Below are 14485 nucleotides of genomic sequence, written 5' to 3'. Positions count from 1 at the left end.
TTGGATTAATGGTTCAGTTAATCTAAATTAAATTAAGCCCTACTATTCTGAGTTCATATACCGAATAGACAATTCTTATTATTTTTTATCTACCAGTTTATCCTATAGGTGTTTCTTTGAACCAGGATAAATAGTATATTTGCGAATTTAACCACGTTTGTTTTATTTTTGAGTTTACATTCGAGAAATGTGAGTTTAAACTCAAATAAGTCTCGATAAAACACTTGTTCGGATTTATACTTACTTGCCTGCGTTCGGGTAGCTGTATTGACTTTGTGTTACATAGTGTGCAGTTTTTAAACTTGAGCTTATAATTGACTGGTTTATACTTTTGGAGGTTGTGTAACCCATACAACATTTATTTGTTTTCGGGAATTACACGCACCGAAATGTATCTATATATTGTTCGTTATCGTTAATTATTCAAGGTGTAGTTTAAAATACCCATTTATGTAAAACTATGGTATACTCAGGCGGATTTCCATCCGATGCTTTAGTTGCCTGTTATACATAAAAGCTATAGCTTGCCTGGTTTCGCTTTCTCAGTATTCGTATAAAGCACAGCAACACCCCCAATCTAGAGAGTCAGCAGATGTTGAAAACCCTTTTGTTGTCTGGATGGTTCCGCACAAAGCCATTCCTGAAGTACGCTGTAGTTGTGATGCTAATTGCCCCTTTAGCGGCTGCAAGTAGTCACGCTACTTCATCAACACCATCGGAAGTTGCAAGCACTTCTGTTGTCACAACTGATTCTATCCCAACACCTAATACGGATGTTGAGAGTATTGGTGTTAATTCGCAATTGCCTGCAACTCCAGATACCTCCTCACAACACGATAACTCAACAGAAGCACAGCTTGCTGCTGTTACTGCTTCACAAGAACCGAAGCATACAGATAATTCATTTAATTCATTTGAAACTCCTGATAGTTCTACTAACGAATCAACTAACGATTCGCTAGCGGCTGTTGAACTGGCGCCACCTGTAAGTCGTTCTTCATCTATTGTCGAAATTCCAGCAGAAAAAAGTGACTTAATTGAGAGATTGAAAGCTTACAAAGCAAACTCTATCACTTTGAAAGACGGTTCTATCATAGTCGCAAAAGTGGCGCCTGTACTGCGAGAATCAAGTAATGGCAACAATTATTCTGCTCCTTCTCAACCAACTCAAGCACAGCAAAATCCTGATGACCCACTGGGTAGTGCTTACCCTATCCCGATGAAATGGATTAGCGCCACTACCGAATCAATGGCGCCACTTGGTGGTGGTGTACGATACTACCGTAGTGTACCTGTTATTTCTCCTGATGGTCGCTATGCTGTTTACAGCCGAATTCAACTCGAAGTTAAACCAGAAACACATAACAGTCGCGTTAGCAGCGTTTTATTTATTGAAGACCGTCAAACCAAAAATTTAAGGGTTCTTTCATCAACATCGCGCAATAGCGATGTTTTAATTAATGTGAAGGCGACACCTGACGCAAACGGCGAAGGAACAATAGGAGTTTTAGTACCAGTAAGTTGGTCAGAAAAAGGAGACCGCTTTTTGGCACGACGTTTTGAAGGTGTAATGAACACATCTGATGTATCGGATTATGCGGTAATTTGGCATCGAGAAAAAAATCTCACAAATACCGTTAGTCCCGCACATAAAGAAACCGACCACGAAAAAATATCTATTTTATTAGGTTGGAGTAAAGCTCAACCTAACCACGTATTGTTCCGTGCCGGAGAAATGGGTGAAGAAGACTGGGCACTTCTTTCTGTTTCTGACGATGGCAAAACTAATAATGCCAACGAAGTTGACCAACCTGTAACTTTTGGTAAACAAGCAACAGATGTTTGGGCTGGCCCACAAGTTGCTTATCGTTAATCAGTAAAATATTTAATCAAATTTACAACTATTTAGGTTCCTGGCTTCTAGAAGAAATCAGGAACCTATTTATTGATATTGCAACCTATAACCCGATTTTTTTTAATAATTTATAATTCTTGAATTTATTACTGCCATTAAAAGATTACTTAATAGTCAAATAGTAATAAAAACATTTAATTCAAAATAATCACAACTAATTTTTAGTACTTAGGTATTAGCTGTTTATATTTTAGTTGATATTTAATTTTATGGAGATGACTGAGGTACATCTAACGATTCAGAAGAATCAGCTTGTTGATCAGTAAATACGATACGACGTTGATTTGGGTCAAATCGATAACCTTGTTGCTGCATAATTTGATTAGTTTGACCAGGGTCAAAGTTGCGGCTAAAGTCGGCTTTTAGAGTACTGACACGTGTTTCTGCAAGACTAACTTCGGTACGAATTGCACGAAGTTTCTCTTGCTGTGACCAGTGATATGGTAGAAGCTGAGTTAGAGCAGATACCGCAGCTACGGTTAGGGCAACATTGACGCCAATTTTAGCTGTTGTTTCAAGCGCCATAACTTGATAGGAGCGTGCCCTGAGATGGCGTTTTGGTCTAGGAGACTTTAACCGCTTTGGAGTCGGTTGTTGGATGGGCTGTTCAGAAGAGTGTCTAGAGGGTTGGATTGCGTTCATAATATTACCTAGAACAACCTCGTTATATTGACGAAAATAAGAGCGCCAAATAACTATTTATTCTACTGATTACGGCAGTGGTTTGCTGTAATATTACTCCATTTTTAATATTTTGCTACTGTAATTTCACTGGCAAAAAATAAACCTGCCAATTTAGGTAAGTATTTGCACTCATTTTTATTATAGAAACCGGGTTTCTTCCTAGAAACCCGGTTTCTGGGTTTTCTAGTTGTTATATAGTTCGGATGCTAAACGCCAAGCTAATATGCCTGGAATTAAAGCAACAACGAGAGCTACATATACTTGAGTATCTGATATAGACATGTGTGATAGCCTCCTAATTGGATTAAATACCTCGTTTACTACTTTTCACCTTTTTACCGAAAATGGGGAATAGGTTGTTACAAGATGCAACAATTGGAGTTTGTTGGAATTGTTGTTGTAAGCCGTTGTAAGCACTGGAGTGCTTGATATGAAAGCACTGAAGTGCTTACAACGAGGTTTTTTAAGTTTTGTTAAGAAAATATAAGAAAGATGGCTTTGTATTTGGGTATTGATTTTGGAACCTCCGGCGCCCGCTGTGCAGTTATTGATTCTGAGCAGAAAATTGAACAATCTGGGCGTTACGATTTTGATGGGGCGACAGATAATTTACCTGCTGGTTGGCGGACGGCTTTGTTTACATTAATTGAACAAATTCCACGTCCGCTCTTGAAACAGGTAAAGGCTATCGCTATTAATGGTACTTCTTCTACTGTAATGCTATGCTCGGAGACTGGGCAGCCTGTCGATGTTCCATTACTTTATAACGATGCACGTGGGGCAGTAATGCTCAACTATTTGAAGCCAGTGGCGCCACCGCATCACACCGTGTTAAGTGCCACTTCTAGCTTAGTAAAGTTGCTGTGGATGTTACAGCTACCTACTGCTAATACTGCAAGATATTTTCTACATCAAGCTGATTGGTTAGGGTTTTTGCTACACGGAAAAATAGGTATTAGCGATTACCATAATGCTTTAAAGCTAGGATATGACGTATCGAATCTAGAATATCCCCAATGGTTAAAAAATTTGAATTTACCTATAGAGTTGCCTACTGTTTTAACGCCAGGGAGTATTGTGGCGCCTATTAAGCCGGAATGGGTGGATTATGGTTTTAATTCGGAATGTGTAGTGTGTGCTGGAACAACCGATAGCATTGCTGCATTTATTGCCAGTCGTGCATTGTTACCAGGTGAGGCAGTAACGTCGCTTGGTTCGACACTTGCTGTCAAGTTATTAAGCCATACCAAAATTGATAATTCCCAGTACGGTATTTATAGCCATCGTTTTCCCAATTTCAAGCCGCAAGATACACAAAACTTATGGCTGGTTGGTGGCGCCTCTAATACAGGAGGTGCAGTACTGCGGCAATTTTTCTCTAGCTCGGAGTTAGAAAATCTTAGTAGTCAAATAGATATTTCCCAAAATAGTAAACTTGATTATTATCCATTAATTAACAAGGGAGAGCGTTTTCCTATTAATGATGCAAATTTACAACCGCGATTAGAACCACGTCCAAGCAGCGATATTGAATTTTTGCATGGTTTGCTAGAAGGAATTGCTCGTATTGAAGCACGGGGATATGAATTATTACAGCAATTAGGAGCAGATAAACTCATCAGTGTTTATACGGCAGGAGGTGGTGCCAAAAATCAAGCTTGGAGACAAATCCGCCAAAGAAATTTAAACGTTCCAGTACAAGCATCAGTTTATACCGAAGCCGCTTATGGGACTGCCCTGCTGGCTCATCGTAATAAGCACTTCAGTGCTTAACCCCCACCCAACTAAACTTTATCACTTCTTCGCAAATATTAAATATTTCAGTATCTCTACGAGTGACAATCAAAATATATCGGTTGATACTGGGATGGTTAGACACTGGGCGTAATGGTTCCAGGTTAATAATCTGGGCAGCAATTTTGGGATGGATGTTTCGCACTTGAGGCGAGTATCATCTATCCCTTTAATTTTACTTTGAATTTGATACTTCTTAATTTAAAGATATATTGGATTTTAAAACGCTTGGTATCGCAGTGATGATTTTTTGAGCTACTTGTTCTGGGGTTTCGTCGTGTGTAATGGTGATATGTAAATCTGCTTCAGAATATAATGCTTGGCGCCCAGCAGCAAGGGTACGTAGTTTTTCTTTGGGGTCAGCATCTTGTAGCAGTGGTCGAGTTGTGTCGGCAGCCAAGCGGTCATAAAGTACATCTATGGGAGCATCTAACCAAACAACTAAGCCATGATGCAGGTAACTCCAATTTCGGCGCCGTAGAATAATACCTCCACCTGTGGCAACTGCTAATTTAGTGTAAGCGCAAACTTGAGACAGTACATCACTTTCGAGATTGCGAAATGCCTCTTCTCCATTTTCTGCGAATACTTCGTTAATTGTTTTACCCGCAGCTTTAGTAATTACATCATCTGTATCTAAAAATCCATATTGCAAATGCTGTGCTATCAGGCGCCCGACTGTTGTCTTTCCGGTGCCCATCATGCCAACCAAGTATACATTTAAATCTTGTAATAAGTCTGTCATCTGTCAAATTGTAGTTACCCTATTTTCCACTTTAACCTCAAAGTCCACTATTAAAGCGCAGCTCACGAATATAGTTTTTGAGTTGTGTCTCAAAAATGGGATGGTTAATTAATAGGGATGTTATCTGAGCATTACTAGAACGCATGTTCTCTTCAATTAAACGTTCAGCGATATACTCGATTAAAACTGGAGATTGCGAAAAGGTTGAAGAATATCGCTCAATCAAAGACCTTCTTTGTAATAATTCGATTGCTTCTAAGATAGACCGTTGTGAAACTCTTGGCACAATGTCTTTTTGTAGTTTCCGTACTGATACAAAATTCCGGTTAAGTGCTAACCAATACATTACCTGCTTTTCGATATGGGACAAGCGCTCAAATTGCTCATCTAATACTGCGCGTATTTCACCAAAAACAACTGTACCCTGCTGTAAAAATTCATACAAGCTTCCATCGAATAATTCTTGAATTGCTGTTGCTACTAGCTTTAAAAATAATGGATTTCCAGCATACCAATCGATTAAAGTAGTTGCTTCTTCATCTTTAAGGTTGTTTAATCCTTTAGCTCTGAGAATAGATAAACTGTCAAAATGATTTAAGCCTGTTAATTTTAAAGCTTTTACGGGCAGGTTTTCACCTGATAGTGCTGCAATAGCTTGGGGTTTTTCTCTACTGGTTAGCAAAACACAACTTTGGTGCTTTGACTCTCCTAAACGTCGAATTAATTCACCATACCCTTCGTAGCCAGGACGGTATTGTATGGTGCTTAATGTGCTACTATCGCTTTGATTTTTATTTATATCACCTGCTAAAATTGTATCAATGGAGTCTAGAACTATTAAACAGCGTGCGTTTCGTAAATAGTCAATTAGTTGAGAAATGGCGACTTCGACTGTACTGTCTATTTCTACATCTGGTGGCGCCAAAAATTTAATTAGTTGATTAACAATCAGTTCTAAAGGTGGTTCACACAGTAGTGAGCGCCAAATTATAAATTCAAAATCATCTTGAAATAAGTGTGCAAGTTTGACTGATAATGTTGTTTTGCCAACACCTGCCATTCCTAGTAGTACTATTAATCTACTGCCTTCAACTACCCAATCTTGGAGTTGCTTAAGCTCGTGACTTCTTCCATAAAATATAGAGACATCAACAGCTTCACCCCAATCTTGTTTTACTGAAGCAATTGTTACTGATACATGAGTTTCTTTTTTGCGTGCCATTGCTGAGTTAGCGATTGCTTCAATAGATGCCCAATTTTTTTTGTAACCAGCTTTTTCCAACAGTTGTGTGACGCGGCTCCAGTTTTTGACTTTAATGTTACTCCCTGATAAATTACTCAACATCTCCTCTATATATTTATATAACCCATTCGATAAGTAAACTCGAACGGTGCTACTACTGCGAGTTTTATATACAGTGTTTGCAATTTCGGCAGGACTAAAGCCACAAAGTAACCCGCGTAAAAATTTTTTCTCTACAGGCGTTAGTGCTTTACCCTTTGCGGATGCTAAATCAACGTATAGCTTTTCTAATTCCCAGTTATTTTTAGCTTCTACAAATTCCTCTTCGATTGCATGTGAGTCGCTAGCAGTCATTCTTTTAACGTTTTTCCTTTGATTTGAGCAATATAATAACTATTTTTTTGTGAAGCTAGAATAAATAAAGAGTAAAATCCTAACGAATTTAATAACATTCGTTAGGTGACTTGGTAATTCTTGCTTCGGTATCTTAAGTCTTAACAGGAATTTTAAAATTCTTGATTTAAACTTTATTTATTTTATGGTTGTAAGCAATGAGACGACGAAACAAATTTTAGGTGGAGTAATTATAGCTCACTCGGTGACGTTATTACTATCGATATAATAGGAATACTTTACTTATTTTGAGGAAAGTTATATCTCAAGTAATTAAGTTAACGAGTGTTTGTTCGAGGCATCGTTACCGTCAACAGTTGTAGTGTGACACCAAGATTTTATTTTTCTCTTGCTGTTCCTTACTGTAAAGCGGCAATTAGCACTGCATAACTAATCTAGAAAAGTCCGAATGTATAAGTGTGGTATGAAAGAGGTTCCTACAATGACTCGGATTCGTGATGTTGTTCAAGAAGCCCTACTTACAGGTTATTTAACCTTGGAAGCGGAAAATCAACTTCGTCAGCTACTAACTACCCGCTACGACACTGAAGACCTAAATGCGTTTATGAAACTGCAAGAAGCCGCAATGGGTGGTGAAGTTAGACAACAGTCTCGTGAAGATAGTAAGCACGAAGACGCAGCACCAAGTGTAACCGTTCATAAGGCGCCTGCTCAAGCGTAAAAATGTATAAGTACGAATGTGAAGGACTTTTACTTAATGTCCTTCTCGTTATCATCGTCGAAAAAGCTCCAGTCGTCATCCGAATCGCCTGACTGTTTCTTTTGAGGTGGGGTTGAAGGTTGAGTAGGTTCTGTATTTGGATTAAAGGGTGGGACTATTACCCGGTAATCAGCATCGTAGATTGATTCGGTTTTGCCAACTCCTGAATTTTTGGGTTCGCGTGAACTATATGAATAAGATGTATCTGCCTTTGAAGAGTTGGTCGTGGTTTGCCGACGCTCGTATACTTCTTCCTCGCTAACCCTTCTATCAAAATTTTCTTGGTTTGAAGATGGTCTTCTTTGCCCCTCTTCAAAATCCCATTCTTCACTTACTCCATCTAAGTCCCAATCATCCTCTTGGGAAGAACTTTTAGTATTTTTGTATGTATTTTGATTTGGTGCTGAACCGCGACGTGTCGTATCTTGTTTACGGTTAGAGCTAGCACGATTTGAAGTTTGGGGTTTGACTTTTGTAAAGTAACCAGCGAATCCAAATAAGCTATTAACTATTAATGATGTAGTGGCGCCTGCGACTATGCTGAATAGTAGCCACATTGCGAGAGGGAAAGGTTGAGTTCTGGCGCCGAGAAACACTAGCGGTAATGCAGGAGAAAAATTCTGCGCTAGTAGTAGCGTTAGTCCTCCCAATACTACGATTAATATAATTAAACGAATTACAGCCATAAAAGTTCGTATTATAATATAGGGTAATGGGAATTTAGATTCCTAGTTATTTTCCTCTTCCCCATTACAATTTTATTTTCGTTTATTGTCGATTTTATTTTCGACCCTCCCAACGTTGAATGGGTATACAGTCAATATCCAGTTGGTCAAGCGCACGGGCAACAACGAAATCAACTAAATCTTCTATTGTTTTCGGGTTATGATACCAAGCGGGAATAGCGGGAACAATACGGGCACCTGCTTCTGCCAACGTTGTTAAGTTTCGTAAATGAATTAAACTAAAAGGTGTTTCGCGAGGAACTACTACAAGTTTACGCCCTTCTTTGAGTTGTACATCGGCTGCGCGTTCGAGCAAATCGGAACTTAAACCGCCTGCAAGTTTAGCAACAGTACTCATACTACAGGGAATAATAAGCATACCTAAAGTACGGAACGAGCCACTAGCAATGTTTGCTCCAACATCACCCCAAGCATGGCAGTTGAGCTTGCCTGTATCAACTTGACATTGTTGGCGCCAAAATAATTCTTGTTGGGTAGGTTCAGAAGGCATTCTTATATCTTGTTCAGATTGCCAAACCATATAACTTGATTTAGAAGCAACTAACTCCACAGAATAATCAGCAGCAAGAAGATATTTAATTGCACGAACGGCGTAAATTAATCCAGAGGCGCCGGATATACCGATAATTAGAGATTTTGACACAGTAGGGGGCGGGTTAACCGAAATTTCTGATTGTAACGCTAATATCACTAAACCCGCCCTCGCTACATAAGGAAGTTGCACCAGGCGGGGCGGCGAGGGGAGGGGAGGGGAGGGGAGAGGCACCTGCGTGGAGGGGCGACGGGATGAGGGGCGACGGGAGGAAGGCGGGTTTATAGAGACCTTTTATCTAATGGGATATGGGTTAACCCGCCCTTACCCCGCCCTTACTCGTCTTCTTCGTAGTCCTCCATGTCATCGTCGTCGTCATCGTCATCGTCGTCTTGGTCGATGTCGTCACGCATGTACATAGAACGCATATCGCCTGTGTTGTAGTCTTTACCAATTATAGGAGTTCCATCACTACCAACTGTGACTAAATCGATTTGTTGACGGTAGTAATCGACACTCTTAACTTGGACGGCAACACGGTCACCTAATCGATATGATGCTCGATTTTTTCTTCCGAACAATGCTTGCTGTCGTGCGCGATACTCGTACCAATCGTCTTTTAATGAGCTTACGTGAACTAAACCCTCTACTCTCAAAGGATTTACAGCATCCTCATCTTCGGTTGCCACTTCAATTTCTACGAAAAATCCGTATGATTGAACACCCGTAATTACACCATTGAAGACTTCACCAATGCGCTGTTTCATTAAAGAAGCGCGCTGTAAACCAGCTAAATCAGTTTCAGCTTCTTGAACTTCTTTTTCACGGTCGTTAAGTTGGGTAATTACACGCGCTAAGTCGCTATGTAATTCGCTTTGCTGTTCAGGTGCAAGAACGTTCCAGTTAATTTCAGCATGAGATGTTGAAGAACGTAAATTAACTCGTTCTTTAACACGAGTATTACGACGGTCGCGTCCATTTTGAATAAGACTATAATAAACACGCTGCATTAGTAAATCTGGATAACGGCGCAACGGAGAGCAAAAATGCGTGTACCCAGATAACAATGACAAACCAAAGTGCGGTGCTAATTTAGTACTGTAATTTGCGGGTTTAAGTGTGTCTTGAAGAAGATACGTTAACACCTGCTCGGATGCTGACTCAGCAAATACTCGCGTTAGTTGCTGATAGTCAAGTGGCTGAACTTCTATATCTTCTGGAAGTGAAAGTTCAACACCTAAATTAATCGCAAGTTTGAGCATTTCTTGAACATCTTCTGAATCTGGCACACCTTGAACACGCCAAATTGCTGGAACTCCCAAGGCGCTTAAGTGCGTTGCCATAAGTTGATTAACTAATAATACCAACTCGGTCAACAGCATTCGCATCGGAGAATCGCTCTCAATAAGGCATCCCAAACTACCTTCGTCATAATACGGGTTTTGTACTGGTGGTAAATTTAACTGCAAACTACCACGTGTTAAGCGAATTTGTTTGAGAGCATTACTAAGACGAAGCAGGGTTTGCAGCAAGTCAATAGTTTCGGTGGAGTCTTTGGGTTTTCTACCTTTGGCAGTAGTGCCCTCATTAGTGCCATCGAGAACCGCATTTGCTTGTTCCTCAGTCATGAACTTGTCTACTTTAACAACACTAGGTTGAATTTCCCATTTCAGGACATTACCAGTTCGTGCTTCTAAAGTAATCAAAAATGAAATTGCTAAACGGTCGTTACCAGGAAGTAAAGCACATTTTTCTGAAACTCCTGGAGGCAACATTGGCAATACAAGTTCTCCGAGATATACTGACCGTCCACGTTTGAGGGCTTCGCGGTCGAGAATTTCGTCGGGCAAAATAAAATGTGTCAGGTCGCTGATGTGGAAACCTAATAACCAATTACCATTTGGTGTTGGTTCCAAAGTTAAAGCGTTTTCAATATTATTTGAATCAACTTCGGTACCAATTGCAATAGTAAATTTCTCTCGCAAGTCGAGCCGATTTTTCAAATCTGCTTTTAACAGCTTTTTCGGTAACTTCGATGCCGCATCTAGTACTGCATCAGAAAAAGTACGTGAAAGGTCATGTTTGCAAGTTACCAAATCGATGTCGGCAGCAGCTTCTGCATCGCTACCAAGAACTTGAACGACTCGACCGAGTGGTGGGTACTGTGCAAGTGGGTAGCGTAACACCTCAACATGAGCTAGGTGATCTATAGCTTCCCCTAAAGCTTCGAGATTACCGTTACTCGCTAAAAGTTTTAACTCAAATAGCAAGCGGTCATCTAGAGGTACCGCACGATAACCACCTTCGACCTGTTTTATTCTGGCTAATAAAGTATGGTTAGAACGTTCTAAAATTAACTTGACTTCGCCTTCTGGAGAACGGCGCCTTGAGCCTTCTTTTAAAACCCTGACCAAAACGCGGTCGCCATTCCAAGCATTACTCAAATGGCTCTCGCGAACGTAAATATCTTCTGCCCCTTCCACATCTTGGATAGCGAAGCAAAAACCCTTACTCGAACAACGAAGTTTAGCTTCAATAAGTCCTTCCTCGGTTACACGGCGATATTTGCCCCGCTCTTTCACCAATATCCCGATTTTTTCGAGGACCTCCAAAGCAATATGAAGTTTTTGCAAGTTGGCTTCATCTTCGCAGCCAAGTTTTTTCTCCAGCAGTTTACGAGCTACCAATTTATCATCGGTGAAATTGGCAAGGAGTGTAGCGATTGAAAATTCCATGCAGTGAACCGACCTTTGGTCAAAACATCATTTGTTGTTGTGTTGTTGAAACGGGTTCATGACTCACTCCACATGCTTGTACATTTTAATTTGCCCTCAAATATATATGAGAGGACAAACGAAGTCGAGTAAAAGCACTTTGGGGCTATATCTACACACGTAAGTATATATATAGATATAACCTGTAAGCGTCTACCAACTCTTACTGCACGCCACTAAGAGCGAGTTTGGTTCGTCAAAGTTTTAACGCTTTCATGAACAATCGTACAAAGCACCCCTAAAAATACAACACAGTTTATCTAAAAATCACTGGTTTCCGGACGGTCGCGCTCAAGAACGCTGTTCTGTGCTTTGAATGAATGCTCATGGAGCATTTTAACTACGAGAAACATTGGCGCGAACCCAACTGTACCACATGTAGAATCGGTAACAATTAGGTAAACAGTTCAACAAGCTGTGAGGGTGAACCTTACCTTCACTATTGTAGATTTAGAGCGTACTTCCAGAAAATACTTCTGGATATCAAATCAGGTAATTAGTATAGCATTGCTTTTTGTAACACCTAGAAAAATTAGTGCTTCTCAAAAAAAATCATTTTGTACTGCTACAATCGTAAGCGTGTACTCATATCATTTAAGAGTTTGTGGCTGTAAGTTGATTACTGTATAAGGTCGCGTTGCAACCAGCACACCCGTTCATGCTATTTCACGCAATATTTGAAGAGTTTGGTAATAATTATTTATGTTGGGTTCGTTTCTTAGCTCATATCCCACGGGCAGTCTTTTAACCGAACTAGTCCAAATCTACAACGGTAAGTATATTGTTAAGGCAAGTTTACAAATTGAGGCTGTGACTCGCGCGACCGCAATGGCAGCTGCCGAAACTTTGGAAACAGCCGAAGATTCTGCAAGGCAAAGAGTTATTACATTTTTTGGCGGTGATGCAATACAAAAAGAAGCACATTCAGAGAGTATTATTACTCATCAACCATTACCTGTACCATTAGAAGAAGCAAAACCTGTACAAGCTTCTTTAAGTATTGATAATTCTCTCCATCAAAATAATGGCGCCATTAAACATTTTGAAACAAATCTTGATACAACTTTGCCAGTAGAGATAGAAAAATCCGATACATTTGATTTTAGTGCTGTTTCAACCAATGAAGACAATAATGTACCGGATGAAACTAGTGTTCCAGATATTCAACTACCACCAGTAGAAGAAATTGTGGCGCCATCTAAAACAAAAGCAAAAAGCAAAAACACTCAACAATTACGGCAATATACAGAATTAGATTCGCAGGCGCCTGACATACCAGCAATAAGTCAAGTATCAGAAGCTACAGAGCTTAATGGATTTAAAGAGCCATCATTTGATACATATGACGAATTTTCGCCAAAAGAACCATTGTTTGAGCCATTAGAACCAACAATTCCCACAGTAAATACGTTACCGAACAACGTTACACCTTTTACAGGACGTAATTACAACCCGCCTGAAGAAATTGAACTCCCACCAGTTGATATACCAGCAGAGGTACCAACTTCTGCAAGTACAACCAAACGTAAAAAGAAAACCACCGATACTACCGACCAGTCAGACGACATCGCCAAAATCGGTATTGAAATGCAGCGCTTAGGGTGGACAACCGAACAAGGAAGAGATTATTTAATTAAACAGTACAACAAACGTTCGCGTCATTTATTAACATCTGATGAGCTACGCGATTTTCGGCAATACCTCGAATCTCAGTCAACACCCGATGACCCTCTTGCTTTTGACCCTATTGCTGGGTTTTGATGGCGCCTAAAAAATCTGGATTATATACACACGTAGAGACTAAACATGTTTAGTCTCTACATCTATATATATGGGTTATTGTGTTAGGCAACAACAGCCATCGGACGACTACCAGCCGAGTGACGGTTAATAACTTCGTCGATTAAACCATATTCCTTAGACTCTTCAGGTGACATAAAAAAGTCACGCTCGGTGTCTTCAGATATTTGCTCGTAGGGTTTACCTGTATGTTCTGCAAGATATTCATTCAGGCGCCGTTTGTGGTAAAGAATTTCTTTAGCCTGAATTTCTATATCGGTTGCTTGACCTTGGGCACCACCTAAAGGTTGGTGAATCATAATTCGCGAATGAGGCAGACTCATACGCTTACCTTTAGTACCAGCGCTTAAAAGAAAGGCGCCCATACTTGCCGCAAGTCCTGTACAAATTGTACACACGTCCGAACGGATGTACTTCATTGTATCAAATATACCCATACCCGCTGTCACTGAGCCACCGGGAGAGTTGATATACATATAGATATCTTTTTCTGGGTCTTCAGCATCCAGAAATAAAAGTTGAGCAACAATTAGGTTAGCCACATTGCTATCAATCGGTTGCCCTAAGAAAATAATCCGCTCACGTAAGAGTCGTGAGTAAATATCAAAGGCGCGCTCGCCCCGACCCGATTGTTCAATAACGATAGGAATCATGTAGCTTTATTGAGTTATTTTAGGTACATTTTATCGATTTAAACGCGAGTGTCGCTGTCCAATTAACCGAACAACTAAACAAAGAAACCGGGCTTCTTGATCAAAAGCTATCATTTCTAGCAAAATTTGTAATGTAGAAGCCCGGTTTCTAGGCTTTACGTTAACTATATATAACTTTACTAGCTTCTTCACTATCGTTTTCCGGATTTAATCATCCGAAAGAGGTAGATAAATAGTACAAGCTGCATTATGATGTGGTACCCCATGCTGCCCCTGCTATCTATCCAGAGAGAGAAGCTATGTTTGAAAAACTTTTCCAGGCTGCTGTAGCAACTTGTTTGCTTCAATTGTTAGCGACAATAAGCACAACTTCTATAAGTCCTACCAAAACATCACCAACCCTGGTAGAAAGACCTGAGCCAATTGCCCAAACATCATTATATATTAAATAAATAGTTCGTTGCGCTAAAGTAAATAAGAAGGCT

At 40.0% G+C, this 14485-nt stretch carries 13 protein-coding genes; 5 read left to right on the top strand and 8 right to left on the bottom strand.

Features of this window, described 5'->3' with window-relative positions; translation table 11 throughout:
* The first annotated feature begins 592 nt into the window (after positions 1–592).
* A complete protein-coding gene (locus DSM106972_RS27740) occupies positions 593–1873 on the top strand; it encodes a hypothetical protein (RefSeq protein ID WP_127083720.1) in 1281 nt (426 codons plus the stop codon).
* A 249-nt stretch (positions 1874–2122) separates the two neighbouring features.
* Here DSM106972_RS27740 and DSM106972_RS27735 read toward each other — a convergent pair whose 3' ends face one another.
* Positions 2123–2557 (bottom strand): slr1601 family putative cell division protein, encoded by a 435-nt coding sequence (locus tag DSM106972_RS27735; RefSeq protein WP_127083719.1) that lies wholly within the window; start codon positions 2555–2557, stop codon positions 2123–2125.
* A 225-nt stretch (positions 2558–2782) separates the two neighbouring features.
* Positions 2783–2881: a photosystem I reaction center subunit XII gene (gene psaM / locus DSM106972_RS27730; RefSeq protein WP_019492223.1), complete on the bottom strand. Its 99-nt coding sequence runs from the start codon at positions 2879–2881 to the stop codon at positions 2783–2785.
* Positions 2882–3091: 210 nt separating this feature from the next.
* Between psaM and DSM106972_RS27725 the strand changes: the two genes are divergently transcribed.
* Complete coding sequence (locus tag DSM106972_RS27725; protein ID WP_127083718.1) at positions 3092–4372, top strand: FGGY-family carbohydrate kinase; 1281 nt, start codon at positions 3092–3094, stop codon at positions 4370–4372.
* 217 nt (positions 4373–4589) lie between these two features.
* Here the strand turns inward: DSM106972_RS27725 and DSM106972_RS27720 are convergent, their stop codons facing one another.
* Both DSM106972_RS27720 and DSM106972_RS27715 read right to left on the bottom strand, forming a co-directional pair.
* On the bottom strand, positions 4590–5138 hold the full coding sequence (locus DSM106972_RS27720) for a shikimate kinase (RefSeq protein ID WP_127083717.1): 549 nt from the start codon (positions 5136–5138) through the stop codon (positions 4590–4592).
* A 37-nt stretch (positions 5139–5175) separates the two neighbouring features.
* Positions 5176–6735: an NB-ARC domain-containing protein gene (locus DSM106972_RS27715; protein ID WP_127083716.1), complete on the bottom strand. Its 1560-nt coding sequence runs from the start codon at positions 6733–6735 to the stop codon at positions 5176–5178.
* Between the two features lie 481 nt (positions 6736–7216).
* Here DSM106972_RS27715 and DSM106972_RS27710 point away from each other — a divergent pair, with 481 nt between their 5' ends.
* The gene (locus DSM106972_RS27710) at positions 7217–7456 is read left to right on the top strand and encodes a hypothetical protein (protein ID WP_233787026.1); all 240 of its coding nucleotides are present in this window, start codon (positions 7217–7219) and stop codon (positions 7454–7456) included.
* Between the two features lie 29 nt (positions 7457–7485).
* Here DSM106972_RS27710 and DSM106972_RS27705 read toward each other — a convergent pair whose 3' ends face one another.
* The 3 genes from DSM106972_RS27705 to DSM106972_RS27695 form a co-directional block, all read right to left on the bottom strand.
* A complete protein-coding gene (locus tag DSM106972_RS27705; RefSeq protein WP_127083714.1) occupies positions 7486–8181 on the bottom strand; it encodes a LapA family protein in 696 nt (231 codons plus the stop codon).
* Between the two features lie 94 nt (positions 8182–8275).
* Entirely contained in the window at positions 8276–8884 is a 609-nt protein-coding gene (locus DSM106972_RS27700; protein ID WP_127083713.1) for a flavin prenyltransferase UbiX, read from the bottom strand.
* A gap of 224 nt (positions 8885–9108) precedes the next feature.
* Complete coding sequence (locus DSM106972_RS27695) at positions 9109–11508, bottom strand: ribonuclease R family protein (RefSeq protein WP_127083712.1); 2400 nt, start codon at positions 11506–11508, stop codon at positions 9109–9111.
* A 741-nt stretch (positions 11509–12249) separates the two neighbouring features.
* Here DSM106972_RS27695 and DSM106972_RS27690 point away from each other — a divergent pair.
* On the top strand, positions 12250–13308 hold the full coding sequence (locus tag DSM106972_RS27690; RefSeq protein ID WP_127083711.1) for a slr1353 family protein: 1059 nt from the start codon (positions 12250–12252) through the stop codon (positions 13306–13308).
* Positions 13309–13391: 83 nt separating this feature from the next.
* Here the strand turns inward: DSM106972_RS27690 and clpP are convergent, their stop codons facing one another.
* A complete protein-coding gene (gene clpP, locus DSM106972_RS27685) occupies positions 13392–14000 on the bottom strand; it encodes an ATP-dependent Clp endopeptidase proteolytic subunit ClpP (RefSeq protein WP_127083710.1) in 609 nt (202 codons plus the stop codon).
* 299 nt (positions 14001–14299) lie between these two features.
* Between clpP and DSM106972_RS51565 the strand changes: the two genes are divergently transcribed.
* The gene (locus DSM106972_RS51565) at positions 14300–14452 is read left to right on the top strand and encodes a QAALIT motif small membrane protein (RefSeq protein ID WP_158632884.1); all 153 of its coding nucleotides are present in this window, start codon (positions 14300–14302) and stop codon (positions 14450–14452) included.
* The last annotated feature ends 33 nt before the right edge of the window (positions 14453–14485 follow it).

This window comes from Dulcicalothrix desertica PCC 7102 (assembly GCF_003991905.1).
Classification (GTDB): Bacteria; Cyanobacteriota; Cyanobacteriia; order Cyanobacteriales; family Nostocaceae; genus Dulcicalothrix; species Dulcicalothrix desertica.
The sequence above is the reverse complement of the archived record's forward strand: the minus strand, read 5'-3'. Positions and strand labels throughout refer to the sequence as shown.

Excerpts from the sequence above, each read along its gene's own strand:
- DSM106972_RS27740 (WP_127083720.1), top strand. The coding sequence starts at position 593 with ATGTTGAAAACCCTTTTGTTGTCTGGATGGTTCCGCACAAAGCCATTC.
- DSM106972_RS27735 (WP_127083719.1), bottom strand. The coding sequence starts at position 2,557 with ATGAACGCAATCCAACCCTCTAGACACTCTTCTGAACAGCCCATCCAA.
- psaM (WP_019492223.1), bottom strand. The coding sequence starts at position 2,881 with ATGTCTATATCAGATACTCAAGTATATGTAGCTCTCGTTGTTGCTTTA.
- DSM106972_RS27725 (WP_127083718.1), top strand. The coding sequence starts at position 3,092 with ATGGCTTTGTATTTGGGTATTGATTTTGGAACCTCCGGCGCCCGCTGT.
- DSM106972_RS27720 (WP_127083717.1), bottom strand. The coding sequence starts at position 5,138 with ATGACAGACTTATTACAAGATTTAAATGTATACTTGGTTGGCATGATG.
- DSM106972_RS27715 (WP_127083716.1), bottom strand. The coding sequence starts at position 6,735 with ATGACTGCTAGCGACTCACATGCAATCGAAGAGGAATTTGTAGAAGCT.
- DSM106972_RS27710 (WP_233787026.1), top strand. The coding sequence starts at position 7,217 with ATGACTCGGATTCGTGATGTTGTTCAAGAAGCCCTACTTACAGGTTAT.
- DSM106972_RS27705 (WP_127083714.1), bottom strand. The coding sequence starts at position 8,181 with ATGGCTGTAATTCGTTTAATTATATTAATCGTAGTATTGGGAGGACTA.
- DSM106972_RS27695 (WP_127083712.1), bottom strand. The coding sequence starts at position 11,508 with ATGGAATTTTCAATCGCTACACTCCTTGCCAATTTCACCGATGATAAA.
- DSM106972_RS27690 (WP_127083711.1), top strand. The coding sequence starts at position 12,250 with ATGTTGGGTTCGTTTCTTAGCTCATATCCCACGGGCAGTCTTTTAACC.
- clpP (WP_127083710.1), bottom strand. The coding sequence starts at position 14,000 with ATGATTCCTATCGTTATTGAACAATCGGGTCGGGGCGAGCGCGCCTTT.
- DSM106972_RS51565 (WP_158632884.1), top strand. The coding sequence starts at position 14,300 with ATGTTTGAAAAACTTTTCCAGGCTGCTGTAGCAACTTGTTTGCTTCAA.